General features: G+C 70.7%; 23 protein-coding genes. 16 read left to right on the top strand and 7 right to left on the bottom strand.

What is annotated here, in order from left to right:
* From AX721_RS05005 to AX721_RS04970, 8 genes are all read left to right on the top strand, one after another.
* A partial coding sequence (locus tag AX721_RS05005) for an alpha/beta fold hydrolase (RefSeq protein WP_231754700.1) occupies nucleotides 1-936 on the top strand: 936 nt, incomplete at its 5' end.
* A gap of 119 nt (nucleotides 937-1,055) precedes the next feature.
* Nucleotides 1,056-1,928 carry a cytochrome c oxidase subunit 3 gene (locus AX721_RS05000; RefSeq protein WP_068874924.1) on the top strand — a complete coding sequence of 291 codons (873 nt, stop codon included), beginning with the start codon at nucleotides 1,056-1,058 and terminating at the stop codon, nucleotides 1,926-1,928.
* A 10-nt stretch (nucleotides 1,929-1,938) separates the two neighbouring features.
* Nucleotides 1,939-2,298 carry a DUF983 domain-containing protein gene (locus AX721_RS04995; RefSeq protein WP_068874923.1) on the top strand — a complete coding sequence of 120 codons (360 nt, stop codon included), beginning with the start codon at nucleotides 1,939-1,941 and terminating at the stop codon, nucleotides 2,296-2,298.
* Nucleotides 2,288-3,010 carry an SURF1 family protein gene (locus tag AX721_RS04990; RefSeq protein ID WP_068874922.1) on the top strand — a complete coding sequence of 241 codons (723 nt, stop codon included), beginning with the start codon at nucleotides 2,288-2,290 and terminating at the stop codon, nucleotides 3,008-3,010. Before AX721_RS04995 ends, AX721_RS04990 begins: the two co-directional genes overlap by 11 nt.
* A complete protein-coding gene (gene thrC, locus AX721_RS04985; protein ID WP_068874921.1) occupies nucleotides 3,011-4,399 on the top strand; it encodes a threonine synthase in 1,389 nt (462 codons plus the stop codon).
* Nucleotides 4,396-5,664 carry a pitrilysin family protein gene (locus tag AX721_RS04980; RefSeq protein WP_068874920.1) on the top strand — a complete coding sequence of 423 codons (1,269 nt, stop codon included), beginning with the start codon at nucleotides 4,396-4,398 and terminating at the stop codon, nucleotides 5,662-5,664. The genes thrC and AX721_RS04980 overlap by 4 nt, the downstream gene beginning before the upstream one ends.
* A 58-nt stretch (nucleotides 5,665-5,722) precedes the next feature.
* On the top strand, nucleotides 5,723-6,334 hold the full coding sequence (locus tag AX721_RS04975; protein WP_068874919.1) for a GNAT family N-acetyltransferase: 612 nt from the start codon (nucleotides 5,723-5,725) through the stop codon (nucleotides 6,332-6,334).
* Between the two features lie 38 nt (nucleotides 6,335-6,372).
* Nucleotides 6,373-8,031 (top strand): bifunctional diguanylate cyclase/phosphodiesterase, encoded by a 1,659-nt coding sequence (locus tag AX721_RS04970; RefSeq protein ID WP_068874918.1) that lies wholly within the window; start codon nucleotides 6,373-6,375, stop codon nucleotides 8,029-8,031.
* Between the two features lie 125 nt (nucleotides 8,032-8,156).
* Here the strand turns inward: AX721_RS04970 and AX721_RS04965 are convergent, their stop codons facing one another.
* Entirely contained in the window at nucleotides 8,157-8,720 is a 564-nt protein-coding gene (locus AX721_RS04965; protein WP_068874917.1) for a YqgE/AlgH family protein, read from the bottom strand.
* 126 nt (nucleotides 8,721-8,846) lie between these two features.
* On the opposite strand from AX721_RS04965, the gene AX721_RS04960 reads away from it, so the two are divergent.
* On the top strand, nucleotides 8,847-9,329 hold the full coding sequence (locus tag AX721_RS04960) for a peroxiredoxin (RefSeq protein WP_068874916.1): 483 nt from the start codon (nucleotides 8,847-8,849) through the stop codon (nucleotides 9,327-9,329).
* 57 nt (nucleotides 9,330-9,386) lie between these two features.
* On the opposite strand, the gene AX721_RS04955 is transcribed toward AX721_RS04960, so the two are convergent.
* A complete protein-coding gene (locus tag AX721_RS04955) occupies nucleotides 9,387-10,415 on the bottom strand; it encodes a calcium-binding protein (protein ID WP_068874915.1) in 1,029 nt (342 codons plus the stop codon).
* Between the two features lie 168 nt (nucleotides 10,416-10,583).
* On the opposite strand from AX721_RS04955, the gene AX721_RS04950 reads away from it, so the two are divergent.
* Together AX721_RS04950 and AX721_RS04945 are read left to right on the top strand one after the other, a co-directional pair.
* On the top strand, nucleotides 10,584-10,796 hold the full coding sequence (locus AX721_RS04950; RefSeq protein WP_068874914.1) for a DUF4287 domain-containing protein: 213 nt from the start codon (nucleotides 10,584-10,586) through the stop codon (nucleotides 10,794-10,796).
* Between the two features lie 55 nt (nucleotides 10,797-10,851).
* On the top strand, nucleotides 10,852-11,220 hold the full coding sequence (locus AX721_RS04945; RefSeq protein WP_068874913.1) for a hypothetical protein: 369 nt from the start codon (nucleotides 10,852-10,854) through the stop codon (nucleotides 11,218-11,220).
* On the opposite strand, the gene plsY is transcribed toward AX721_RS04945, so the two are convergent.
* The gene (gene plsY, locus AX721_RS04940) at nucleotides 11,217-11,882 is read right to left on the bottom strand and encodes a glycerol-3-phosphate 1-O-acyltransferase PlsY (protein ID WP_068874912.1); all 666 of its coding nucleotides are present in this window, start codon (nucleotides 11,880-11,882) and stop codon (nucleotides 11,217-11,219) included. The two genes, AX721_RS04945 and plsY, sit on opposite strands and share 4 nt — an antisense overlap.
* A 136-nt stretch (nucleotides 11,883-12,018) precedes the next feature.
* On the opposite strand from plsY, the gene AX721_RS04935 reads away from it, so the two are divergent.
* Entirely contained in the window at nucleotides 12,019-12,411 is a 393-nt protein-coding gene (locus AX721_RS04935; RefSeq protein WP_068874911.1) for a GFA family protein, read from the top strand.
* Between the two features lie 10 nt (nucleotides 12,412-12,421).
* Here the strand turns inward: AX721_RS04935 and AX721_RS04930 are convergent, their stop codons facing one another.
* Nucleotides 12,422-13,054, bottom strand: a complete 633-nt coding sequence (locus AX721_RS04930; protein ID WP_197422466.1) for a DNA-3-methyladenine glycosylase — start codon at nucleotides 13,052-13,054, stop codon at nucleotides 12,422-12,424.
* 16 nt (nucleotides 13,055-13,070) lie between these two features.
* Here AX721_RS04930 and AX721_RS04925 point away from each other — a divergent pair, with 16 nt between their 5' ends.
* Complete coding sequence (locus AX721_RS04925) at nucleotides 13,071-14,252, top strand: amidohydrolase family protein (protein WP_068874910.1); 1,182 nt, start codon at nucleotides 13,071-13,073, stop codon at nucleotides 14,250-14,252.
* On the opposite strand, the gene AX721_RS04920 is transcribed toward AX721_RS04925, so the two are convergent.
* Both AX721_RS04920 and AX721_RS04915 read right to left on the bottom strand, forming a co-directional pair.
* Entirely contained in the window at nucleotides 14,249-16,114 is a 1,866-nt protein-coding gene (locus AX721_RS04920) for an ATP-binding protein (protein WP_082765338.1), read from the bottom strand. The two genes, AX721_RS04925 and AX721_RS04920, sit on opposite strands and share 4 nt — an antisense overlap.
* A 96-nt stretch (nucleotides 16,115-16,210) precedes the next feature.
* On the bottom strand, nucleotides 16,211-17,956 hold the full coding sequence (locus AX721_RS04915) for an acyl-CoA dehydrogenase (RefSeq protein WP_068874908.1): 1,746 nt from the start codon (nucleotides 17,954-17,956) through the stop codon (nucleotides 16,211-16,213).
* A gap of 53 nt (nucleotides 17,957-18,009) precedes the next feature.
* On the opposite strand from AX721_RS04915, the gene AX721_RS04910 reads away from it, so the two are divergent.
* The 3 genes from AX721_RS04910 to AX721_RS04900 are packed head-to-tail and all read left to right on the top strand — an operon-like array spanning nucleotide 18,010 to nucleotide 21,037.
* A complete protein-coding gene (locus AX721_RS04910) occupies nucleotides 18,010-18,684 on the top strand; it encodes a YceI family protein (RefSeq protein ID WP_068874907.1) in 675 nt (224 codons plus the stop codon).
* Nucleotides 18,681-19,604, top strand: a complete 924-nt coding sequence (locus AX721_RS04905) for an L-threonylcarbamoyladenylate synthase (protein WP_068874906.1) — start codon at nucleotides 18,681-18,683, stop codon at nucleotides 19,602-19,604. Before AX721_RS04910 ends, AX721_RS04905 begins: the two co-directional genes overlap by 4 nt.
* Nucleotides 19,605-19,627: 23 nt before the next feature.
* Nucleotides 19,628-21,037 (top strand): FAD-binding oxidoreductase, encoded by a 1,410-nt coding sequence (locus AX721_RS04900; RefSeq protein WP_068874905.1) that lies wholly within the window; start codon nucleotides 19,628-19,630, stop codon nucleotides 21,035-21,037.
* Here the strand turns inward: AX721_RS04900 and AX721_RS04895 are convergent.
* Nucleotides 21,034-22,890, bottom strand: a complete 1,857-nt coding sequence (locus AX721_RS04895) for a CHASE3 domain-containing protein (protein WP_068874904.1) — start codon at nucleotides 22,888-22,890, stop codon at nucleotides 21,034-21,036. The genes AX721_RS04900 and AX721_RS04895 overlap by 4 nt on opposite strands.
* Nucleotide 22,891: the final 1 nt, after the last annotated feature.

Here is a 22,891-nt window from a genome sequence, read left to right as displayed (position 1 = left end):
GGGCCCGCCGGTTCGGCGGGCATGCGACACGAACCCGACATCGCGCGCGGCGCGGCCGAGGACGACCTCCGCCGCGTTCGCCACCGGCGCCTGGAGCTGGACGGCCACGGCGTCTTCTACCGGGAGGCCGGCCCGCCCGACGCCCCGGTCCTGCTGCTGCCCCACGGCTATCCCTGCTCGTCGTTCGAGTTCCGCAACTACATGCCGGCGCTGGCCGACCGCTGGCGACTGCTGGCCCCGGACTTCCCGGGTAGCGGGCTGACCGACGATCCGCCCGGGTTCCAGCATGACTTCAGCGGCTATGCCCACTTCCTGGGCCGCTTCGCCGACGCCCTCGGGGTGAAGCGGTTCGCCCTCTACCTGCACGACTTCGGAACCTGGATCGGCCTGCGCCTGGCGCTGCAGCGGTCCGACCAGGTCGCGGCGCTGATCATCCAGAACGGCGACATCTACGAGGACGCCCTGGGGCCGAAGTACAAGGGGCTGCTGGAGACCCTGGCCCTGCCCGAGGCGCAACAGCGCGAGGCGTTCTCCAAGGCGGTCAGCGAGGAGGAGTTCCGGGTGGAATTCCTCAACGACGTCCGTCCCGACCTCGCCGAACGGATCCCGCCCGATCTCTGGAAGCTGCACGCCGGCTTCGTGACGCCCGCACGCAGGGAGATCCTGGTCCGGGTCCTGATGGGCTGGAAGGCCAATGTCGACTGGTTCCCGCGCTACCAGGCCTGGCTGCGCGAACGCCGGCCGCCGACCCTGATCATCTGGGGGCCGCAGGACGGCTACATGCCGGAGGCCTCGGCGCGCGCCTACCTCCGCGACCTGCCGGACGCCGAGTTGCACCTGCTGGACGGCGGCCATTGGCTGCTGGAGACCAACCTGGACGAAGCGGTCGCCCTGACGCGAAATTTCCTCACCCGTGCGTTCCCCGCTGCGCCGTAGCGGCAAAGCGTCCTTTCCCCCTTGGCGGATGCATCGGCGCAGGGCTATAGCGTCCGCGACTGACCACGCGCGACTCTAGCGTCTGCGCGCGAGGGGAACTGCAAGGGGTTAGGACCGCAATGGCCGCTGGCGTGAAGCACGACTACCACCTGGTCAATCCGAGCCCGTGGCCGCTGGTCGGTTCCATCGCGGCGACGGTGATGGCGATCGGCGGCGTGGCGTGGATGAAAGGCCTGTTCGGCCTGCCGCAGCACACCTCGTGGCTGTTCTTCGCGGGCCTGGCCGGGGTGCTCTTCACCATGGTCGGCTGGTGGGCCGACGTGATCAAGGAAGCCAATGCGGGCGACCACACGCCGGTCGTCTCCATCGGCCTGCGCTACGGCATGGTGCTGTTCATCGCCTCGGAGGTGATGTTCTTCGTCGCGTGGTTCTGGATCTTCTTCGAGATGGCCCTGTTCCACGGCAACCGGACGCATGCGCCGATCGAGGAGGTGGCCACCGCCTGGGCGGCCTGGCCGCCGAAGGGCATCGAGACCGTGCCCGCGTTCCAGCTGCCGCTGGTCAACACCCTGATCCTGCTGCTGTCCGGCACGACCGTCACCTGGGCCCACCACGCGCTCCAGGTCGGCGACCGCAAGGGCGCAAAGGTCGGCCTGCTGCTGACCGTCCTGCTGGGCGTGCTCTTCACGGCCGTCCAGGCCTACGAGTACCACCACATCCTCGAGCACAAGTACTTCTTCGGCGCCGAGGGGCAGGAGAATTCGGGCCTCTACGGTTCGTCCTTCTTCATGGCCACCGGCTTCCACGGTTTCCACGTGCTCATCGGCACCATCTTCCTGCTGGTCTGCCTGGTGCGCCTGATGCGTGGCGGCTTCACGCCGAAGCAACACTTCGGCTTCGAGGCGGCCGCCTGGTACTGGCACTTCGTCGACGTGGTGTGGCTGTTCCTGTTCGCCTTCATCTACGTGATCTTCGGCGGGCCGGCGCACTAAGGCGCGGGATGTGAGCAAGCCCCATCCGCTGATGGCGGGCCTTTCCGGCCGCTGCCCCAATTGCGGCGAGGGCTTCCTCTTCGACGGTTTCCTGAAGGTGGCGCCCGCCTGCGAGGCGTGTGGCTACGACTTCTCCAAGGCCGACTCGGGCGATGGCCCGGCGGTGTTCGTGATCCTGATCGCGGGCTTCGCCGTGGCCTTCGCGGCTGTGTTCACCGAGTTCACGGTCCACCCCCCGATCTGGGTGCACCTGATCCTCTGGCTCCCGGCGACCCTCATCCTGTCGCTGGGCCTGATGCGCCCGTTGAAGGGCGCCATGCTCGCGGCGCAGTTCATGAACCGGGCGTCCGAAGCGCGCCATGACCCCTGACGGCGGCCGGGGTTTCCCGGTCGGGCTGACCATCGCCGCCGCCATCGCCCTGGCGATCCTGCTGGCCCTCGGAACCTGGCAGCTTCAGCGCCTGCACTGGAAGCGCGATCTCCTCGCCCGCATCGAGGCCCTGCAGGCCGCGCCGGCCCAGCCGCTGGGCCCGGTGCTGGATCGGGTGGCGGAGGGCGGCGATGCGGACTTCACGCGCGTGATCGTCAGCTGTCCCGGCATCGCGACCGCGCCCTATCTCGAGCTCTACGGCCTGCGCGACGGGCAGCCCGGCGTTCGGCTCATCTCCGCCTGCCGGACCGACAGCACCCGCTACCGCACGATCCTGGTGGATCGCGGCTTCGTCGCCGACACTGTCTCGGCCCGGCCCCCGGTCGACCGCGACGCCACGGCTCCGGTCGAGGTGACCGGGGTGCTGCGCCAGCCTGAGCCGGGCAACAGCTTCTCGCCGCCCAATCGGCCGGCCCGCTGGTACACCCGCGATGTGGCGGCCATGGCCGCCGCCCTGCAGGCGCCCGGTCCCGCGCCCCTGTTCCTGATGGCCGAGACCGCCACCAACCCGGAATGGAAGGGCCTGATCCCCGCGCCCATCCCCGCCGTGATCTCCAACCGGCACCTGGAGTACGCCCTGACCTGGTACGGCCTTGCCGCTGCCCTGCTCGGCGTCTATGCCGCCATGCTCTTCAAACGCCGGAAGAAATAGATGCGCTACGTCTCGACCCGCGGCCAGGCCGCCCAGGTCGGCTTCACCGATGCGGTGCTGGGCGGGCTCGCCCCGGACGGCGGCCTTTACGTGCCCGAGGCGTGGCCGACGTTCACGAAGGCCGAGATCGCCGCCTTCGCCGGCATGCCCTACGCCCAGGTCGCGGCGGCGGTGCTGGGCAAGTTCGCGGGCGACGAGATCGGTGCGGCCGACATGCTGGCCATGTGCGAGGAGGCGTACGGAACCTTCAGCCACAAGGCCGTGGTTCCGCTGGTGCAGATCGCGCCGCAGACCTTCATCGCCGAGCTGTTCCATGGCCCCAGCCTCGCCTTCAAGGACGTGGCCATGCAGATCCTGGCCCGGCTGTACGACCACATCCTGGGGCGGCAGGGCCGCAAGCAGACGATCCTCTGCGCCACCTCCGGCGACACCGGCGGGGCGGCCGTCGAAGCCTTCCGCGGCGCGAAGAATGTCGGGGTGGTGGTCATGTTCCCCGAGGGGCGGATCAGCGAGGTCCAGCGCCGGTTCATGACCACGGCCGAGGAGACCAACATCGCCTGCGTGGCGGTGAAGGGGACCTTCGACGACTGCCAGGCGATCCTGAAAGACGCCTTCCAGGACCGGGCGCTGCGGCAAGCGGTGGACCTGGCGGCGGTGAACTCGATCAACTTCGCCCGGATCGCCGCCCAGGCCGTCTACTACTTCACCACGGCGGCGGCGCTGGGCGCGCCGGACCGCGAGGTGAACTTCGTGGTTCCGTCCGGCAATTTCGGCGACGCCTTCGCCGGCTATGTGGCCATGCGCATGGGCCTGCCGATCAGGCGGATCGTGGTGGCGACCAACTCCAACGACATCCTGGCGCGCGCCTTCGCCACCGGCCGCTACGCCCGCGGCACCGTGCAGCCCACCCTGTCGCCGGCCATGGACATCCAGTCGGCCTCGAACTTCGAGCGGCTCTATTTCGAGGGCGTTCAGCGCGAGGCCACGGAGACGGCGCGCGCGTTCGAAGCCTTCGGAAAGGTCGGCGTGATCGACATTCCGCCCGGCGCCCTGTCGGCCATGCAGGCCACCTTCACCGGCGTCGGTATCGGCGAGGACGAGACGCTCCGCGCCATCGTCTCCACCCTGAACGAGACCGGCGAACTGATCGACCCGCACACGGCCGTGGCCGTCTCGGCGCTGCGGCATGTGAAGCTGGAGGGGCCGGCCGTGGTGCTGTCGACGGCGCACGCGGCCAAGTTCCCCGAGGACGTGGCCAAGGCCTGCGGGGTCGAGCCGCAACTGCCGCGCGGCTTCGCCAGCATGGCCGGCCGGCCCGAACGCTTCGACCGCCTGCCGGGCGAGGCCGACACCATCAAGGCCTACGTCCGCGCGTTCGCCGAGCGGTGACGGGTCCCCGGGTTCATAGGCTGGCCAACGGCGTGCGGGTGGTCTGCGACCCGTTGCCGGGCTGGCAGACCGTGGCGCTGTCGGTAGTGGCCGGCCGGGGCGCGCGCTTCGAGGACGCCGCCCACTCCGGTTGGTCGCACCTCTTGGAGCACATGGTGTTCAAGGGCGCCGGCGGCCGCTCCGCCAAGCAGATCGTCGAGGTCATCGAGGCTGAGGGCGGCCACATCAACGCGGCCACCGGCTACGAGCGGACCAGCTTCCAGGTGCGGGCGCTCAAGCACGGCCTGGACCTCGGGTCCTCGGTGATCGCCGACCTTGTCCTGCGGCCGACGATGGACGCCGGCGACCTGGCCCGCGAGAAGCAGGTGGTCGGCCAGGAGATCGCCGAGGCCGCCGACACCCCGGACGACCTGGTGTTCGAACTGGCCCAGGCCGCCGCCTTCGCCGGACAGCCGCTGGGCCGGCCGATCCTGGGCACCGTGCAATCGATCAAGGCGGCCACGCCACAGACCCTGGGGGCCTGGCGCAGCGCTCTGTATGCGCCCGAGACGCTGGTGGTCAGCGCCGCCGGGGCGGTGGACGAGGACGACCTGCTGCGGCTGGCCGAGCGCGACTTCGGCGGGGCCGCGGGCGAGGGGCTGGCGGCGGCCGAGCCGGCGGCGTTCGCCGGGGGGACCACCACCGTGGCCAAGCGCCTGGAGCAGGCGAACCTGGTGTTCCTGCTGCCGGCGGTGGGCGTGAAGGACCCCGACTACTTCGCCCTGCGCCTGCTGGCCGAGATCCTGGGCGGCGGCATGGCTTCGCGGCTGTTCCAGGAAGCGCGCGAGGCGCGGGGCCTGGCCTACGCCATCGACGCCTATTCCGAGACCTATGCCGACACCGGCATCCTGGGCGTGTTCGCGGGCTGCGACGCCAAGGACGCCGGTGAGCTCGCCGAGGTGACGGCTCAACAGATCCGCCTGCTGGCCGATCCGGTCGGCGACGTCGAGCTTTCGCGGGCCAAGGCCCAGCTCAAGGGCTCGATGTTCATGGGCCGGGAGTCGGCGCTGGCGCGCGCCGAACAGGCCGCCGGCCAAGTGCTGCTGTTCGGCGAGACGCTGGACCCGGAGGCCGTGGCCGCCGAAGTCGACGCCGTGACGGCCAGGCAGATCGCCGATCTGACGGCCAAGATCCTGACCCCTGGCCGATCGGCCACCGCCATCCTGGGGCCAAAGGCCTCGCTGCCGGCGGCGGAGCGGTTCGAACAGGTCCTGTTCGGCGCGTGAGCGGAGCCGAAAGCCGCGCCTCTTGACCACGCGCCGAATTGCGCGAGGCTCGGCGTCCATGGCCCTGCTGGACTGGATCGCGCCGGAAAGCGGCCTTCGCGTCGAAGGCCAGGGAGTCTGGCTGCGTCCGCCGCGCGCCGGCGACTTCGCCGAGTGGCGCGAGCTGCGCGCCCAGAGCCGGGGTTTCCTGCAGCCGTGGGAGCCCACCTGGCCGGCCGACGACCTCTCCCGCGCCGCCTTCCGCCGCCGCCTGCTGGCCTACGCCCGCGACCGGGAGATCGGGCTGGCCTATCCCTTCTTCATCTTCCGCAGTTCCGACGACGCCTTGACCGGCGGCATCACCCTGTCGAACGTCCGGCGCGGCGTGGCCCAGATGGGGTCGGTGGGCTACTGGTGCGGCCGGCCGTTTGTTCGACAAGGGCTCACCCTGGCCGCCGTCCGGGCGCTGTCGGAGTTCGCCTTCCGGACCCTGGGCCTCCACCGCCTGGAGGCGGCGTGCATCCCCGACAACCAGCCATCCCGGACCCTGCTCAGGAAAGCGGGGTTCCAGGAGGAGGGATTCGCACAGGCTTATCTTAAAATTAACGGCGATTGGCGAGATCATGTTCTGTTCGGCCTGGTGACCCCCTATCGGGATCGCGAGGGGCCGGACGAGGGGGTGTCGGTCTAGGCCCGCGCCCCGAAACACGGACTCGAATTCGGGACGGAATGGCCAACGACCGTTGGATGTGGGACGCGACGGCCACGCTCGAGGCGCTCGGGGCGGCGGAGGTCGCGCTGTGGGTCTGGGAGCCGGAGAAGGACCGCTTGCGCCTGACCGGGGCCACCCGCGCCCTCGGCCTCGGCCCGCTTGCGCCCGACTGTTCGTCCGCCGCCCTCCGCGCTCTCGCCCTGCCCCAGGACCGCGCCATCGCCGAGGACATCCTGCGCCAGCAGGCGCCGGGCGGTGAGGTGGCCGTCCGCCTGCGCCTGCGCGGCGGCAGCCCCTGCATCTGGCGGGGCGTGTGGCTGGAGGAGGGCGTCCGCGCCGCGGGCGTGGTGGCCGCCGAGGTGCGGTTCGCCGCCTCGGGCCTCGACCACCTGACGGGCCTGGCCGACCGCAAGAGCTTCATCACCCTGGCCCGAGAGCGGCTGCAGGCGCCGGGTCAGTACGAACTGATCGTCGCCGACCTGGACCGGCTGCGCCGCCTGAACGAGGCCCTGGGCCACGAGCGCGCCGACCTGGTGCTGGCCGCGCTGGGCTCGCGCCTGGCCGCCGCCTTCCCGCCCGGCGCCCTCCTGGCCCGCATCGGCGAGGACGAGTTCGCCGCCCTGGCCCCCGTCACCGCCTCGCCGGGCGCCGAGACCCTGCGCCGCGCCCTGGAGCAGCCGCTGCGCGTGGCCGGATTCGACATCCACCCGACCCTCTCCATCGGCGCCGTCGAGGCGCCGGGCGGCGAGGAGGCGCCGGAGGCCGCCGAGCTGCTGCGCCGCGCCGAGCTCGCGGTGGAGGCGGCCAAGAGCAACGGCCGCGGCGGCGCGGCCGCCTATGGCCGCAGCCTGGAGACCGACGGCCTGTCGCGGCTGGCGCTGGAGGGCGACCTCAAGGGGGCCCTGCGCCGGGGCGAGCTGACGCCCTTCTACCAGCCCATCGTGCGCCTCTCGACCGGCGCCCTGTCCGGCTTCGAGGCCCTGGTCCGCTGGCGCCACCCGCGCCGGGGCCTGTTGATGCCCGAGCAATTCCTGCCGCTCTGCGACGAGATGGGCCTGATGCCCGAGCTGGGCGCCATGATGATGCGCGAGGCGTCCCGCCAGCTCGGGACCTGGCGCAAGCGCCACCGGGCCGCCGGCGAGCTGACCGTGGCGGTGAACCTGTCCACCGGCGAGCTGGAACGTCCCGATCTGGTGTCGGACGTGGAGCACATCCGCCGCGAGACCGACCTGCCGCCCGGCGCGCTGAAGCTGGAGGTCACCGAGAGCGACGTCATGCGCGACCCGGACAAGGCCGCCGTGATCCTGCGCTCGCTGCGCGCGGCGGGCGCGGCCCTGGCTTTGGACGATTTCGGCACCGGCTTCTCGTCGCTGAGCTACCTGACCCGCCTGCCGTTCGACACCCTGAAGATCGACCGCTACTTCGTGCGCACCATGGCCACCAACGAGGGGTCGGCCAAGATCGTCTCCTCGGTGGTGAAGCTCGGCCAGGACCTGGACATGGAAGTGGTGGCCGAGGGCGTCGAGAACGCCGGCATGGCGCGCCACCTGCTGTCGCTGGGCTGCGACTACGGCCAGGGCTTCGGCTATGCGCCGGCGCTGTCGGCCCAGGAAGCCGAAGTCTATCTCAATGAGAGCTACGTCGACGGCGCAGCGCCGGTGAAGGCGAGGGGCTAGCTCCAATTGCTCCCGCTCGGGGGAGCTGTCGGCGAATGCCGACTGTGGGGGGCCTCAACGGCCGTGGATAACCCCCTCCACCGCGCCGCGGTCCCCTCCCCCAAAGGGGGGAGGAACTTTGAGTCTCAGGCCTGCCCGGCCTCGGCGCTCAGGAACTGCGGGTCGATGCCCAGCTTGCCCAGGGCGCGGGCCCACTTGGTGTCGTAGTCGTCGTCGAAGACCAGGGCCTCGTCGGCCTCGACGGTCAGCCACACGTTCTGCCGAATCTCCTTTTCCAGCTGGCCGGCGCCCCATCCGGCGTAGCCCAGGGTCAGGATCGCGCGCCGCGGCTGGGGCGCGCGCCGGCCCATGGCCTCCAGCACCTCCCGGGTGGTGGTGAGCGACAGGCCCCCGCCCAGGTCGAGGCTGTGCTCGGCGTGGTAGTCATCGGTGTGGACCACGAAGCCGCGCTCCATCTCCACCGGGCCGCCCAGCAGCACGAGGTCCTCGTCGAGGTCGGCGTCACTCTCGATCTCGAGCCGCTCCAGCAGGTCGGGCACCGTCAGGCCTTCGATCGGCCGGTTCACCGCGATTCCCATCGCGTGGTCGTGATCATGGGCGCACAGCAGCACCAGCGACCGCTCGAACCGCGGGTCGCCGATCCCCGGCATGGCGATGAGCATCTGCCCCGAGAGGAAACCACCTTCCATCGCTCCACAGATTCTGCCGGATGATGGCGACATCAAGGGGGGAAACACCTATCTGCGGAAATCGAGGTTACCGCAGGGCCTCGTTCCCGTTATCTGCACATCGAAACCGCTCAAGGGAGACCTCCGATGACGATCAAGGTTGGCGATAAGCTGCCCAACGTGACCCTGACCCAGGCCACGGCCGAGGGGCCGAAGCCCGTCCAGACCGAGGACTTCTTCAAGGGCAAGACCGTGGCGCTGTTCGCCGTGCCGGGCGCCTTCACGCCGACCTGCTCGGCCAAGCACCTGCCGGGCTTCAAGCAGCACGCGCCGGACCTGAAGGCCAAGGGCGTCGATGAGATCGCCTGCCTGTCGGTCAACGACGCCTTCGTCATGCGCGCCTGGGGCGAGGACCAGGCGGTGGGCGAGGACATCGTCATGCTCGGCGACGGCAACGGCGCCTTCACCGACGCCGTTGGCCTGGCCATGGACGGCAGCAAGTTCGGCATGGGCAAGCGCTCGCAGCGCTATTCCATGATCGTCAAGGACGGCGTGGTCAGCGAGCTGAACGTCGAGGAGGGCGGCGAGTTCAAGGTCTCCTCCGCCGACTACATGCTGGCCCAGCTCTAAGCGGGGCGGGTCCGACCGTAGCGGGCGTCGGCGCTATCTTTCGCCGGCGCCCGCGGACTACGCGCCGAAGATCCAGCCGGCGCCGAGGCTTGAAAGCTGGACGTTGAGCAGCACCAACTTGCCGCCGCCCACCATGTCGACGTGGACGTCGGCTCCCTGCTGGCTGGTGGTGTACTGCGTACCCGGATCCAGTTGCACCCGGTCGCCCTGGGCGCGGTTGAAGTCGGTGACCACGTCGAGGTCGGCCGCGCCGAAGGTGTGGAAGATGTCCGCGCCCGCGCCGCCGGTCACCCGGTCGCCGCCGCGGTCACCGGACAGGTAGTCATCGCCGCCGCCGCCGCTGATGAGGTCGTCCTGCTGCCCGCCGCGGACGATGTCGTTCCCCTCGCCGCCGTTCAGCGTGTCGTTTCCGAGGTTGCCGTAGACGAGGTCCGCGCCGAGGTCGCCGGACAGGGAGTCGTTATCCTTGCCACCCACGACCCAGTCGTCGCCAGAACCGCCGCCGGCCGTGTCGTTCCCGACGTTGCCGTTGATGTCGTCGAACCCTTGGGTCCCGAAGATCTCGTCGTTGCCCTCGTCGCCGCGGAGATAGGCGGCGTGGTTGGGCGAGACCACGGAGAGGTCGCCGCCGAGGATCCGATCGTCCCCCGCGCCGCCATAGATCGTGTCGGAGCCACCGATCCCATTGATGGTGTCGGCGCCGTCGTAGCCACGCAGCAGGTCCGAGGTCACTTCACCCCGGACCGAGTCGGCCCCGGAGAGGACGTAGGCGAGCGCCCCGGGCGTATTCGCGGCATAGAGATACTGATTGGCCAGGGTCGCCGTGATGTTGATCCCGTTCAGACCGATCGAGCTGGCGATGAAGCGGTCCGGACCCGGCTGGTACTCAACGAACGAGATGCCGGTGATCGTGCCGCCATTCAGCTGAGACGCGCCGTCGTAGGTGAGGTTCGAACCGTTGAGCCCCACGAGGAGGAGCCCCCCGGACAGCTGAAGGCGGCTCGACGTCGCGTCGTCGATGCCCAGCCCGAACAGCCGCTCGAGGCGGAAGAGATCGATATTGCCCTTGATGAATGCTTCGGCCACCTGAGCGCCCCCCAACGCAAAAGTGCGACCGGAGGTAGCCGACGCTGCCGTCAAGGCAAAGCTTGAATTCGACTCCCCGGTCCTGCGATGCGGAAAAAACCTCGGCGCGCGTGTCGGGCGGGTCACGGGCCGTTCGTCATCAGAAGAGACAACAAGGAGGATCGCGCCGTGGCGGAGGAGCGGATCAAGGGACCCCAGTCCTACTTTCCCTCGATCGAGAAGACCTACGGTCGTCCGATCTCGGAGTGGCAGGCGCTGGTTCGCCAGCGGTGTCCGGCGAAGCACATGGAGCTGGTCACCATGCTGAAAAGCGAACACGGCATGGGACACGGTCACGCCAACGCCATCGTCGCGCACACGCTGGCGGAAGACCGCGGGTGAAGGGCGAGCGAAGCGCGGGAGCGGGACTGTCGTGCTCAGCACAGAGGGGGACGTGATGGCGAACGACGGTCACTACCTGGCGGTCTTCACCAGCGACAAGAACGGCCCGCGGTGGCGGGACTGGTACGCCATGACCGACGAGGAGCGGCAGCGGACGGACGAGGTGGGGCTGGCGGCGCTGGCGGCCTGGGACGAGGCGCACCGCGACGCGATCGTCTATCCGGGTGGACCGCTGGGGCCGACCAAGCGCACCACGGCCGAGGGCGTGACGGACGTGGTCAACCTGCTGACGGTGTTCGTGGTCGTGCGCGCGCCGTCGCACGAGGCGGCGGCGAAGCTGTTCGAAGGCCATCCGCACTTCACGATCTTTCCGTGCGACGGGGTGGAGGTGATGCCGCTGCTGGGCCCGAAGCCGCGGGACTAAGCGCGCGGCGCCTGGCCCAGGCGCGGCTCCGTTCCGGCGAGCAGGCGCTGGATGTTCGCGCGGTGGCGGGCGACGACGTAGAGGGCGCCGGCGATCACCAGCAGCCGATAGGCGAGGGGGTGGTCCAGGCCGACGACGAGGGCGACGGCGGCGACGGCGGCGAGCATCGAGCTCAGGGACGCGATCCGCGAGATCGCCAGCGCCACGGCGAAGACCGCGGCGGCGCCCAGGCCGACGGGCCAGGACATGGCCAGGAGGACGCCAAGGCCCGCAGCGGCGGACTTGCCGCCGGTGAAGTTCAGCCAGACCGAGCGACTGTGGCCCAGCACCACGAGCAGGCCGGCCGCGCAGACCATCCAGGTCGCCCAGGCCTGCGGATCGAGCCCCGCCGGAGGCGCGGCGGACGGCGACGCCTGGAGCCACGACTGGATCCCGCGGACGAGGGCGATCGCCGCCGCGCCCTTCAGCACGTCGACCAGGAGAACCAGCAGGCCTGGTCCCTTGCCCAGGACCCTCAGGGCGTTCGTGGCCCCGACGGACCGGGAGCCAAGCTCGCGGATGTCGATGCCCTTGAGCGTCCGGCCGGCCAGATAGGCGGTGGGAATGGAGCCGAGGAAGTAGGCCAAGACCATGCCGACCAGGTTCGCGGTCCAGAAGATCATGCCGGCCTCTCCGCACCCGGGCAGTCATCGCCCCCCGGGGGCCAGCCGCCGTGGACTCTCGCACAGGCTGCCCAGCGGGGGGCAACCCGGCAACCCCGAACCGCGTTCGAGGGAGCCGCAAGGAAGGAGATACGGCTTGGAACGCTTTACCGGCGGGTGCCTCTGCGGCGATGTGCGGCTGGTGGCGACGGGGCGGCCGAACCGGGTTGCCATCTGCCACTGCCTGGACTGTCGCAAGCATCACGGCGCTCTGTTCTATGCCGCCGCGATCTTTCCGAAGGATGCCGTGACGATCGAGGGTGAGACGCGCGACTACGCGGGCCGGCGCTTCTGCCCCCGCTGCGGCTCGTCGGTCTTCGCCGTGTTCGAGGACGAGATCGAGGCGCACCTGGGAGCCCTGGATGCGCCCGACCAGCTGACGCCAAGCTACGAAAGCTGGACCACCCGCCGCGAGGCGTGGCTGCCGCGGTTTCCGCAGACGCGTTGCTATGAACGCAACCGGGGCGACGGCGGAGACCCTGAGGGCTGACGGCCGCGGCTCACGTCCGGTCGCGGCGCTTCCGCGCCGAATCCGCGCCCGGTGGAAACGGCCGGCTGAGGAAGCGGGAGCCCGCTTCGCCGAAGCGCCAGGGGACGTCGGCGGCCTTGGTGATGCCGATGCGCGGGCCGGCGACGACACGGGACGCGCGGCCGGGACGGAGCTCGAAGGGCGGCCGGTCCAGAGCCAGGCCGTTGTGCTCGCGGGTGACGGCGAGGGCGGCGCAGAGCTTGCCGGGGCCGGAGCAGAGCGCGCGGGGATCGCCCAGGCCGCGGCGCTGGGCCATGACGTCCAGGCCGGCCGTGGGCTCGACGGCCCGGATCAGCACCGCCCCGCCCGGCGCCTGCGACCAGCAGACGAAGTTCATGCACCAGTGGATGCCGTACGAGCGGTAGACGTAGAGGTGGGCCGGCGGCCCGAACATCACCGCGTTGCGGGGCGTGGGACCTGCATAGCTGTGCGAGGCGGGATCCTCGTGGTGGTAGGCCTCGGTCTCCACGATCCGCCCGCCCACGCCATCCACGAACACCGACCAGCCGATCAGGTCGACCGCCACCTCGGCCGGGTGGCGGGTCCAGAAGCCTTGACGGTCGGCGTTCGAAGGGTCGGAATGTTCGGCAACAAACGAGCTCATCTTGGGAGGATGCGCCATGGCTTATGTCGAGGGCCAGACCGTTCACGACGCCGACAGCCACATCATGGAGCTGCCGGGCACGATCAACCGCTACCTCGACCCGCGGTTCCGCCAGGCGTTCATCGACAAGACCGGGCGCAAGGACGTGCTGCCCGAGTGGTTCGCCAAGGCGGCCGAGAAGGCGCGGGACCCGGAGTTCCGGGCCGGCGCCGAGGCCAACATCCTGCTGCGCAAGAATTACGAGGCGCTGGGCGCGTTCGATGCCGCCGACCGGCCGGCGACGCTGGACTACCTGGGCTTCGCGAGCCAGCTGGTGTTCACCACCGCCTGCCTGTCGAACTTCGGGCTGGAGCAGATGGGCGAGGTCGAACTGGCTGTCGAAGCGGCCCGCGCCCACAATCGGATGATGACCGAGTTCTGCGCGGTGGACCGGCGGCTGCTGGCCACCGGCTACGTGCCGCTGGTCGACCGGGCGCGGGCGCCGCAGATCGCGCGGGAGGCCATCGAGCTCGGCGCCAAGGGGCTGGTGGTTCCCTCGCGCCATCCGCCGGGCTTCTCGCCCAGCCACCGGGAGCTGGACCCGCTGTGGGCCGTGGCGCAGGAGGCGGGGCTGCCGATCCTGTTCCACGTCGGCGGCGAGGAGAAGATGCACAAGGACTACCTGGAGAACGGGCTGCCCTTCGTGAAGGACTTCCACGGCGGGGACGAGAACTTCACCTCCCTGACCTTCATGGCGATCCCCCTGAGCATCTGGCAGACTCTGTCGGCGCTGGTGATCGACGGCGTGTTCGACCGGTTCCCGAGGCTGAAGTTCGGAGCCATCGAACTGGGCGCGTCGTGGCTGCCCAGCCTGATGAAGTTCCTGGACTCCGGCTGCGCGGCGTTCGGCCGGGAGGAGCGGCTGCAGACGCTCTCCGACACGCCCAGCGCCATCCTGCGCCGCCAGCTGCGGGTCACGCCCTATCCGCACGAGGACGTGGCGTGGATCATGGCCAACGCGGGGACCGAGATGGTGCTGTTCTCGTCCGACTTCCCGCACATCGAGGGCGGGCGCAATCCACTGAAGCGGTTCAATGACAGCCTGGCCAGCGTGGACGCGGCGGGCCGGCGGGCGTTCTACCGCGACAACTTCATCGACCTGATGGGCCGGGGCCTGGACCCCGTCCTCCACGATCTGCCGGCCTTGCAGGCCGCTTAGGCGACGCGGGAGATCTCGACCGGTCCGGCGCTGACCGCGCGGACGATGGCGCCGAGCAGCTCCTGGAGCTGGATCGGCTTGGCGGCGTGTTCGGTGAAGCCCTGGTCGAGGTAGCTCTGGCGTCCGCCCGAGGTGACGTCGGCGGTCAGGGCGATGACCGGGACCGCCTGGTTGGGGCCGGGGGCCAGGCGAAGGGTCTGCAGGACATCGAGGCCGGTCAGGCCGGGCATCTGGATGTCGGTCAGCACGAGGTCGAAGCGCTCGTCGTTCAGCGCCCGCAGCGCCTCGGCGCCGGACGTGGCCTTGGCGACGGTGTGGCCGAGGCTGGTGAGGAGCTGGTCGAGCACCAGGAGGTTCACGTCGTTGTCGTCGACCGCGAGAATGCGGAGCGTCTCGACGGCGAAGGCCTGCGGCTCGTTGGTGTCGGGCGTGGCGGGATAGGCGGCGTCTTCGACCACTTCCAGCGGCAGCTCGAGGTGGAAGGTCGATCCGCGGCCGAGCTCGCTCTCCACCCAGACGCGGCCGTTCATCAGCTCGACCAGCTGCTTGACGATCGCGAGGCCCAGGCCGGTGCCGGTGAAGCGCCGCGCCTCGGACTCGTCGGCCTGGGAGAAGCGGTCGAAGAGCTGGGGCAGATGCTGGGGCGCGATGCCAGGGCCCGTGTCGCGAACCGCCAGGTGCAGGCGCACCGTGTCGTCGTCCCAGACGGCCGCCTCGGCGATCACCTGGACCGAGCCGGCGTCGGTGAACTTCAGCGCATTGCCGACCAGGTTGAACAGGACCTGGCGCAGGCGCAGGGCGTCGACGAACACCATCTGGGGCACGTCGGCGCCGAGCCGCAGCTGCAGCGCCACGCCGCGCTCGTCGGCCCGGGGGGCCCAGAAGCTCACCAGCCGATGGAGCAGGTCGTGCAGATCCTCGGCCGCCGGGACGATCTCGAGCTTGCCGGCGTCGATCTTGGAGACGTCCAGGATGTCGTTGAGGATCGAGAGCAGGTACTCGCCGCTGTCGATCAGCACGTCCAGCCGGCCGGACTGGACCGGGTCGACGGCGTCGCGCTTCATGAGCTGGGCCATGCCGAGGACACCGTTCATCGGCGTGCGGATCTCGTGGCTCATGGTGGCGAGGAAGTTGGACTTGGCGCGGTTGGCGGTGCGTGCGGCCTCGCGCGCGGCGTCGGCGGCGGTTCGCTCCGCCACCGCCTGGTCCCGCGCGGCGGCCAACTCGTCCACCAGCTCCACATTGCCGAGGAAGGCGGCATGCCAGGTGGAGATGGCGCGGTTGGTCCGTTCCGCGATCAGGGTCAGGATGACGGCCAGCACCAGGAAGCCGCTGCCGACGGCCGCCGCCGTGGGCAGGTCGAAGCGCAGGAAGATCATCGCCGCGATCTGGAGCAGGACCGGTCCGGCCAGGCTCCACAACACCGTGCGCGAGAGGGCGCCGGCGCCGGTGGCCACGAGCAGCAGCGTCATGAGCTGGAGGCCGTAGAGCAGGTGCTCGGGCGGCCCGCCGTTCCACGCCATGGCCATGGTCGGGGCGGTGTAGAAGACGACCCGCGCCACGCACAGCGCGCCGAGCTTGCGGAAGCCGCGCTTCTCGTCGGCCGTCGCGCTCTGCCTGAGCCAGCGGCGGACCAGGATCTGCTGGACGGTGTCGATGGCGCAGCTGCTGGCCAGCATCACGCCCGCCAGCATGGGATGGCCCAGGAACCAGATCCCCGCGGCGGCCACCAGGTTGAAGGCGAAGTGGATGGGAAGCGGCAGCCACAGGCCGCCGACGGTCAGCTGATAGGCCGTGTAGCGCGCGTCGACGACGCCGTCCGCCACGGCTGGCGCACCGCTCCGAGACTTGGCCTTCGACATTACGCCCCTACCCTTTCGCGGGACCCTAGGACCCAAAGGTAAACTGTCCGAGAATCGGCGTTATCTCAACCCTAAGGCGAGTTGGCCGCCTCGGCTCTACCCAGCGAGGGCCGCGGCTGTGATCGTGGCCATATCCTCTGCGCCCTCCTCGGCGATGGCGTCGGCCAGGCCCGGCGCCAGGGCGAGCACCTGGCTCGCATAGAGCCGGGCCAGCGCCCCCTTGCTGGCGAGCCAGGGATCGTCGGATCCGGCCGCCGCCAGGGCCTGGCGGCCCAGAATCCAGCCCCCCACGACGTCGCCGGCCAGCTTCAGGAACGGCGTGGCGGCGGTGAGGGCGGCGGCGTTGGCGGCGCCCAGGACGCCGTCCGTGGCCCGCTCCAGCGCTGCGATCCCCGCCGCGAGGCGGCGGCCGACCGTTGCGAGCTCCGCCGTTTCGGTGAGCAGTTCGGCGGTAAGCGCCATCTCGGCGCAGAGCGCCTTGAGGGTCGCGCCGCCATTGAGCCGCACCTTGCGGCCGATCAGGTCGAGGGCCTGGATGGCGTTGGTGCCCTCGTAGATCGGGGCGATGCGCGCGTCGCGGTAGTGCTGAGCCGCGCCGGTCTCCTCGATGAAGCCCATGCCGCCGTGGATCTGCACGCCCAGCGAGGCGCACTCCACACCCACGTCGGTGGACCAGGCCTTGGCGATCGGGGTGAGCAGCTCCTGGCGCGCCTTGGCCGCGGCGCGCTCCTCGTCCGTCTCGGCGAGGCGGGCGACATCGGCGAGGACGCCGGTGGTGAGGCAGATGCCGCGCGCCGCCTCGATCTTGGCCTTCATCAGCATCAGGGTGCGCCGCACGTCGGGGTGGCCATAGATCGCCCCGTCCGCGTCCCAGGTGGTGCGGCCCTGCTTGCGCTCCTGGCTGAACGCCAGCGCCTGCTGGAAGGCGCGTTCCGCGATGCCGACCCCCTGTACGCCCACCTGCAGGCGGGCCGCGTTCATCATGACGAACATGTGGGCCAGGCCCTGGCCCAGCTCGCCGACCAGTTCGGCCTGGGCGCCCTCGTACAGCATCACGCAGGTGGGCGAGGCGTGGATGCCCAGCTTGTGCTCGATGGATCCGGGGCGGAAATCGTTGCGGCCGCCGAGCGAGCCGTCGTCCTTCACCTCGAACTTGTTGGCCAGGAAGAGGCTGATGCCCTTCACCCCGGGCGGCGCGTCGGGCGTGCGGGCCAGCACCAGGTGGCAGATGTTGTCCGCTGCGTCGTGGTCGCCCCAGGTGATGAAGATCTTCTGGCCGGTGAGGCGATAGCCGCCCTTGCCGTCGGGCTCGGCGCGGGTGGTCAGGGCGGCGAGGTCGGACCCCGCCTGCGGCTCGGTCAGGACCATGGCGCCGGTCCACTCGCCGGAGACCATCTTCGGCAGGATCAGGCGCTTCTGGCGTTCGGTGCCGTGCAGGGCGAGGGCTTCGATGGCGCCCTGGGTGAGCATCGGGCACAGGCCGAAGGCCATGTTCGCGGCGTGCACCATCTCGAACACGGCCAGTTCCATGGCCTTGGACAGGCCCTGGCCGCCGTGCTCAGGCTCGGCCGAGAGCGAGTTCCAGCCCTGCTCGACGAAGTGGCGATAGGCGTCGGCGAAACCCGTGGCGGCGGTGACCTTGCCGTTCTCGTAGCGGGCCCCTTCCAGGTCGCCCTTGCGGTTCAGCGGCGCGAGCTCGTTGTCGGCGAAGGCGGCCGCGGCTTCCAGCACCGCCTGGACCGTGTCGTCGTCGAGATCGGGGAAGGCGCGGGCCAGCAGCTGCGGATGGCCGACGGTCTTGAGCGCGAAAGCCAGGTCTCGGACGGGAGCGCGGAAGGTCATGCGGGCGGCCTCTCGAAAAAGCTGCGCCGGGTTCTAGAGGTTCGGCGCGCGGGATGCGACAGTCTTCCGGCCGCCAAGCCGCGCCCGCGCGCGGATGGCCGATCCGGGAAGGGGCCCGCCTGCCGAGCCGCGCCGCCATCGTCTGCGCCCTGGCCACCCTCATCCTGCTGGCGCCGGCCTCGCGCGTCGTCGCCGAGCCCAGCCGCGACCCGGCCCGCGCGCCGGCGGGCGGCTATGTCCTGGATCCGCGGCGTTCGAGCCTGACGGTGAAGCTCGCCTATCTGGGCGGCCTTACCCGCAGCACGGTGCGCTTCACGCGACTCTCCGGCGGCTTCGCGTATGATCCCGCCACCTGGCGCAGCACGCGGGTCAGCATCGCCGTCGATCCGGCCTCGGCCGAGTCGGTGGATAGGGTCGCGGGACGCCGGGTGAAGAGCGCGCTGGAGCCCGAGAAGCATCCCGTCATCCGGTTCACCTCGAACGGCGTCGCTGGCGGCGCCGACGGGCGTGGGCGTCTTGAGGGCGACCTCACGCTGCACGGGGTCACCCGCCCGATCCTGCTGGACATCGTCTTCGACGGCGTGGGGGCGGAGCCGCGGTTGCGGTTCTCCGGCGGCGGACGCATCAAGCGCTCGGACTTTGGCGTGACGGCCGCTAGACCCTTCGTCGGCGACATGCTGGACCTCGCGTTCGAAGTCGAGTTCGTCAGGAAGCAGGCGGGACCGTGAGCGATCGGCAGGCGGAGGTGGAAGCGGCGGCCAGCGCCATTCGCGGCGGCGGCCTGGTGCTGATGCCCACGGAGACCGTCTATGGCCTGGCGGCCGACGCGGCCAACGCGCGGGCGGTGGCGGCGGTCTACGAGGCCAAGGGACGGCCCAGCTTCAACCCGCTCATCGCCCACGTGGCCGACCTGGAGATGGCGCGCCGGATCGCCCGTTTCGATGCCCGGGCCGAGGCGCTGGCGCGGCGGTTCTGGCCCGGCCCGCTGACCCTGGTGCTGCCCGTGATCGACACCCAGGCGGTGTGCGACCTGGCGCGGGCGGGGCTGGACACGGTGGCCGTCCGCGCGCCGGGACATCCGCTGGCCCATGCGCTGATCGAGGCGGTGGGCGGGCCGGTCGTGGCGCCCTCGGCGAACCGGTCCGGGCGTCCCAGTCCCACCACCTTCGCCGACGCCGTCGAGGAGACCGGCGCCGCCGCGGCCGCGGCGCTGGACGGCGGACCGTGCGGGATCGGACTTGAGTCCACGGTCGTGGCCCTGCTGGACCAGCCGCGGCTCCTGCGCCCGGGGGCGGTGACGCGGGCCGAGATCGAGGCGGTGGTCGGGGCTCTGGCCGAGGCGGAGGCCGATGCGAAGCGCTCGCCCGGCCGGCTGACGCGGCACTATGCGCCCAACGCGCCGGTGCGGCTGGATGCGGCGAGGCCCGCCCCTGGCGAGGCCTGGCTGTCGTTCGGCCCGGGCGCGCCGGGCCCGTTCAACCTCAGCCCGAGCGGCGACCTGCGCGAGGCGGCTGCGAACCTCTTCGCCTATCTCCGCGCCGCCGACCGCACCGGGCCGGCGGGGATCGCGGTGGCGCCGATCCCGCACGAAGGCCTGGGCGAGGCGATCAACGACCGCCTGAAGCGCGCGGCGGGCTTTGTCGGCTAGGCCCGCGGGGCTAGATTGACCCCATGACCGCCCCCGTCCCCGCCGATGTGATCTCGCGCCTGAAGGCGGTGCTGGGCGCCGGCGGCTGGAGCGAGGACGCTGAGCGCATCGCGCCGAAGCTGGTGGAATGGCGCGACCGCTGGGTGGGCCAGACGCCGTTCCTGGCCTTGCCGAAGACCACGGCCGACGTGGCCGCGGTGGTGGGGATCTGCTTCGAGGCGGGTCAGGCGATCACGATCCAGGGCGGCAACACCGGGCTGGTCGGCGGCCAGATTCCGCAGGGCGAGGTGCTGCTGTCCACCGAACGGATGAAGGGCGTCCGCGAGGTCGACCCCTTCGACGACGCCCTCACGGCCGAGGCGGGGGTTACGCTGGCGGAGGTGCATGCGGCGGCGGCCGGAGTGGGGCGGCGCTTTCCGCTCGGGCTGGCGTCAGAGGGCTCGGCGACCGTGGGCGGCGTGGTCTCCACCAACGCCGGGGGGACCCAGGTGCTGCGGTACGGCATGGCCCGAAACCTGGTGCTGGGCCTGGAGGCGGTGCTGCCGAACGGCGAGGTCTGGAACGGCCTGAAGCGTCTGCGCAAGGACAACACCGGCTATGACCTGAAGCAGTTGCTGATCGGGGCGGAGGGTACGCTGGGCGTGGTGACGGCGGCGGCGCTCAAGCTGTACCCGGTCATGGCGTCCCGGGCCGTGGCGATGATCGGCGTCGGCAGTCCGGAGGACGCCATCCGCCTGCTCGCCCGGGCCAAGGACGAGACCGGCGGCGCCGTGGAGGCCTTCGAGCTGATGGGGCGCCTGGGCCTCGACTTCGCGCTGCGCAACATCGCCGGCACGCGCGACCCGCTGGCCGAGCCGCATCCCTGGTACGTCCTGGCCGAGTTCTCGTCGGGAGAGCCGGGTTCGGCGGAGGCGGCCATGGAGCGGTTCCTGGCCGAGGGGCTGGAGGCGGGCCTGGTCCGCGACGCCGTGGTGGCCCAGAGCGATGTCCAGGCGAAGGCGCTGTGGGCGATCCGCGAGAACCAGTCGCCCGCTCAGAAGCCCGAAGGCGCGACCTGGAAGCACGACATCGCGGTGCCGGTGAGCCGGGTGGCGGCGTTCCTCGCCGAAGCGACGGCGGCCATGCAGGCCTTCGCCCCCGGCGCGCGGATCGCCGCTTTCGGCCACGTAGGGGACGGCAACATCCACTACGACGTCCTGCGGCCCGATGGCGGCTCGGACGCCGAGCACGCCGCGCGGCGCGACCAGGGCTCGCGCATCGTCCATGACCTCGTGGCTTCGATGGGCGGTTCGATCAGCGCCGAACACGGGCTGGGCGCCATGAAGACCGCCGAGGGCGCGCGTTACAAGAGCGAGGTCGAACTCGCGGCCCAGCGCGCCATCCGCCACGCGCTGGACCCCAAGCGCATCCTGAATCCGCGGGTGCTGTTCTAGCTGTCCAGCACCTGGCGGACCTTCAGCGCCACCTGCTCGATGGTGAAGGGCTTGGCGATGAAGGCGACGTCGGCGTCCAGCATGCCGTTGTGGACGATGGCGTTGCGCGTGTAGCCGGTGGTGTAGAGCACCTTCAGGCCCGGGCGCTCCGCCCTGGCCTTGTCGGCGAGCCGCCGGCCGTCGAGGTCGGGCATCACCACGTCGGTGAACAGGAGGTCGACGCGAGGCTGGAGGGCGAGAACCGTCAGCGCCTGGGCCGCGTCCGAGGCCTGGACCACCGTGTAGCCGAGCTCGCGCAGGGCATCGACACTGAGGTGGCGGACGCGCTCGTCATCCTCCACCACCAGGATGATCTCCTCGGGCCTGCCGTGCGGCAGCTCGCCGACGGGGCGCGGCTGGCCATCGGTGGCGTCCAGTTCGCCGGTGTTGCGGGGCAGGTAGATCTTGATCGTCGTCCCCACGCCGGCCTCGGAATAGATCTTCACGTGGCCTTGGCTCTGCTTGACGAAGCCGTGGACCTGGCTGAGGCCGAGGCCGGTGCCGCGGCCGACGCCCTTGGTGGTGTAGAACGGTTCGAAGGCGCGCTCGACCACCTCTGGGGGCATGCCGGTGCCGGTGTCGCTCACCGAGATCATCACATACTGGCCGGGATGCACCTCCTGGTGGGCGGCGGCATAGGCGTCGTCGAGGTGCGCGTTCGAGGTCTCGATGGTCAGCCGGCCGCCTTCGGGCATCGCGTCGCGGGCGTTGACGCACAGGTTGACGATGGCGTTCTCGAGCTGCGCCGGATCGGCGAAGGTGCGCCAGAGGCCGCCCGCCAGGACCGTCTCCACCCGCAGGTTCTCGCCGATGGTCCGGCGGAGCAGCTCGGACATGCCGCCTACCAGCTTGTTGACGTCCAGCACCCGCGGTTCCAGCGGCTGCAACCGGGAGAAGGCCAGGAGGCGGGCGGTGAGCTGGGCGGCGCGACCGGCGCCTTCCAGGGCGCTGTCGATGCAGGCCTCGGCCTTGGCGACATCCTTGGAGAGGCGCCGCTTGGCGAGGTCCAGCGAGCCGATGACGATGGCCAGCATGTTGTTGAAGTCGTGGGCGATGCCGCCGGTGAGCTGGCCGATCGCCTGCATCTTCTGGAACTGGCGGACCTGGGCCTCCGCCGCCTCGCGGCTTTCGCTCTCGACCCGCAGGTTGGCGTTCGCGACCTCCAAGGCACGGGCGGACTCAAGCGCGCCCCGCAGGCGCCGGCGCCCGTCCGCGAACGCGAAGGCGCCTAGCGCCACGACGGCGAGGCCGCTGACGAGGAGGGCGATGCGCAGGCGCAGCCCTTCCATCCGCAGTTGTTCGGAGCGGGCCGCCAGCAGGCGCTCTTCCGCGGCCCGCATCTGGACCATCAGTTCGCGAAGCTGCTCCATCACGAACCGCCCTTCGTCGAAGCGGTCGGCGAGCTGGGCAGGCGGCGTGCCGGCCTGGAAGCGGGCCAGGTTTTCGCCCAGGTATGTGAGGCGGCGGCGGGCGAGGGCCCTGAACCGGGCGATCCGCTGCGCCTGGGCCGGATTGTCGCCGAGCATGCGCTGGAGTTCGGCGATGTCGCCGTCCAGCCGCGCGCGGGCCAGCTCGTAGGGCTTCAGGAATTCGGTCCGGCCGCTGAGAATGTAGCCCCGCTGGCCGGTCTCGGCCTCCTGGACGAGGGAGGCGGCGTCGGCAAGACGCTTCTCGACCTCCAGGGTGTGGCGGACGAGGCTGGCAGCCTGTTCCTGCCGTGCGGTCAGCCAAACGGCGCCGAGGACCGACAGGGTCAGCATCGTGAAGCCGATCAACAATGCGATCAGCGGCTTATCTGTCCGAACAGCGCCCATG

The sequence above is a fragment of the Phenylobacterium sp. CCH9-H3 genome (assembly GCF_001557235.1).
In the GTDB taxonomy this organism is placed as follows: Bacteria; Pseudomonadota; Alphaproteobacteria; order Caulobacterales; family Caulobacteraceae; genus Phenylobacterium.
Note: the sequence above shows the minus strand (reverse complement) of the source record. Positions and strands in the feature narration are given on the sequence as shown.

What these genes read in the sequence shown, in the direction of transcription:
- AX721_RS04900 (WP_068874905.1), top strand. Translation starts at nt 19,628, where the DNA reads ATGACCGCCCCCGTCCCCGCCGATGTGATCTCGCGCCTGAAGGCGGTG.
- AX721_RS04975 (WP_068874919.1), top strand. Translation starts at nt 5,723, where the DNA reads ATGGCCCTGCTGGACTGGATCGCGCCGGAAAGCGGCCTTCGCGTCGAA.
- plsY (WP_068874912.1), bottom strand. Translation starts at nt 11,882, where the DNA reads ATGATCTTCTGGACCGCGAACCTGGTCGGCATGGTCTTGGCCTACTTC.
- AX721_RS04920 (WP_082765338.1), bottom strand. Translation starts at nt 16,114, where the DNA reads ATGTCGAAGGCCAAGTCTCGGAGCGGTGCGCCAGCCGTGGCGGACGGC.
- AX721_RS04930 (WP_197422466.1), bottom strand. Translation starts at nt 13,054, where the DNA reads ATGAGCTCGTTTGTTGCCGAACATTCCGACCCTTCGAACGCCGACCGT.
- AX721_RS05000 (WP_068874924.1), top strand. Translation starts at nt 1,056, where the DNA reads ATGGCCGCTGGCGTGAAGCACGACTACCACCTGGTCAATCCGAGCCCG.
- AX721_RS04895 (WP_068874904.1), bottom strand. Translation starts at nt 22,890, where the DNA reads ATGGGCGCTGTTCGGACAGATAAGCCGCTGATCGCATTGTTGATCGGC.
- AX721_RS04910 (WP_068874907.1), top strand. Translation starts at nt 18,010, where the DNA reads ATGCGACAGTCTTCCGGCCGCCAAGCCGCGCCCGCGCGCGGATGGCCG.
- AX721_RS04925 (WP_068874910.1), top strand. Translation starts at nt 13,071, where the DNA reads ATGGCTTATGTCGAGGGCCAGACCGTTCACGACGCCGACAGCCACATC.
- AX721_RS04960 (WP_068874916.1), top strand. Translation starts at nt 8,847, where the DNA reads ATGACGATCAAGGTTGGCGATAAGCTGCCCAACGTGACCCTGACCCAG.
- thrC (WP_068874921.1), top strand. Translation starts at nt 3,011, where the DNA reads ATGCGCTACGTCTCGACCCGCGGCCAGGCCGCCCAGGTCGGCTTCACC.
- AX721_RS04945 (WP_068874913.1), top strand. Translation starts at nt 10,852, where the DNA reads ATGGCGAACGACGGTCACTACCTGGCGGTCTTCACCAGCGACAAGAAC.
- AX721_RS04915 (WP_068874908.1), bottom strand. Translation starts at nt 17,956, where the DNA reads ATGACCTTCCGCGCTCCCGTCCGAGACCTGGCTTTCGCGCTCAAGACC.
- AX721_RS04990 (WP_068874922.1), top strand. Translation starts at nt 2,288, where the DNA reads ATGACCCCTGACGGCGGCCGGGGTTTCCCGGTCGGGCTGACCATCGCC.
- AX721_RS04970 (WP_068874918.1), top strand. Translation starts at nt 6,373, where the DNA reads ATGGCCAACGACCGTTGGATGTGGGACGCGACGGCCACGCTCGAGGCG.
- AX721_RS04965 (WP_068874917.1), bottom strand. Translation starts at nt 8,720, where the DNA reads ATGGAAGGTGGTTTCCTCTCGGGGCAGATGCTCATCGCCATGCCGGGG.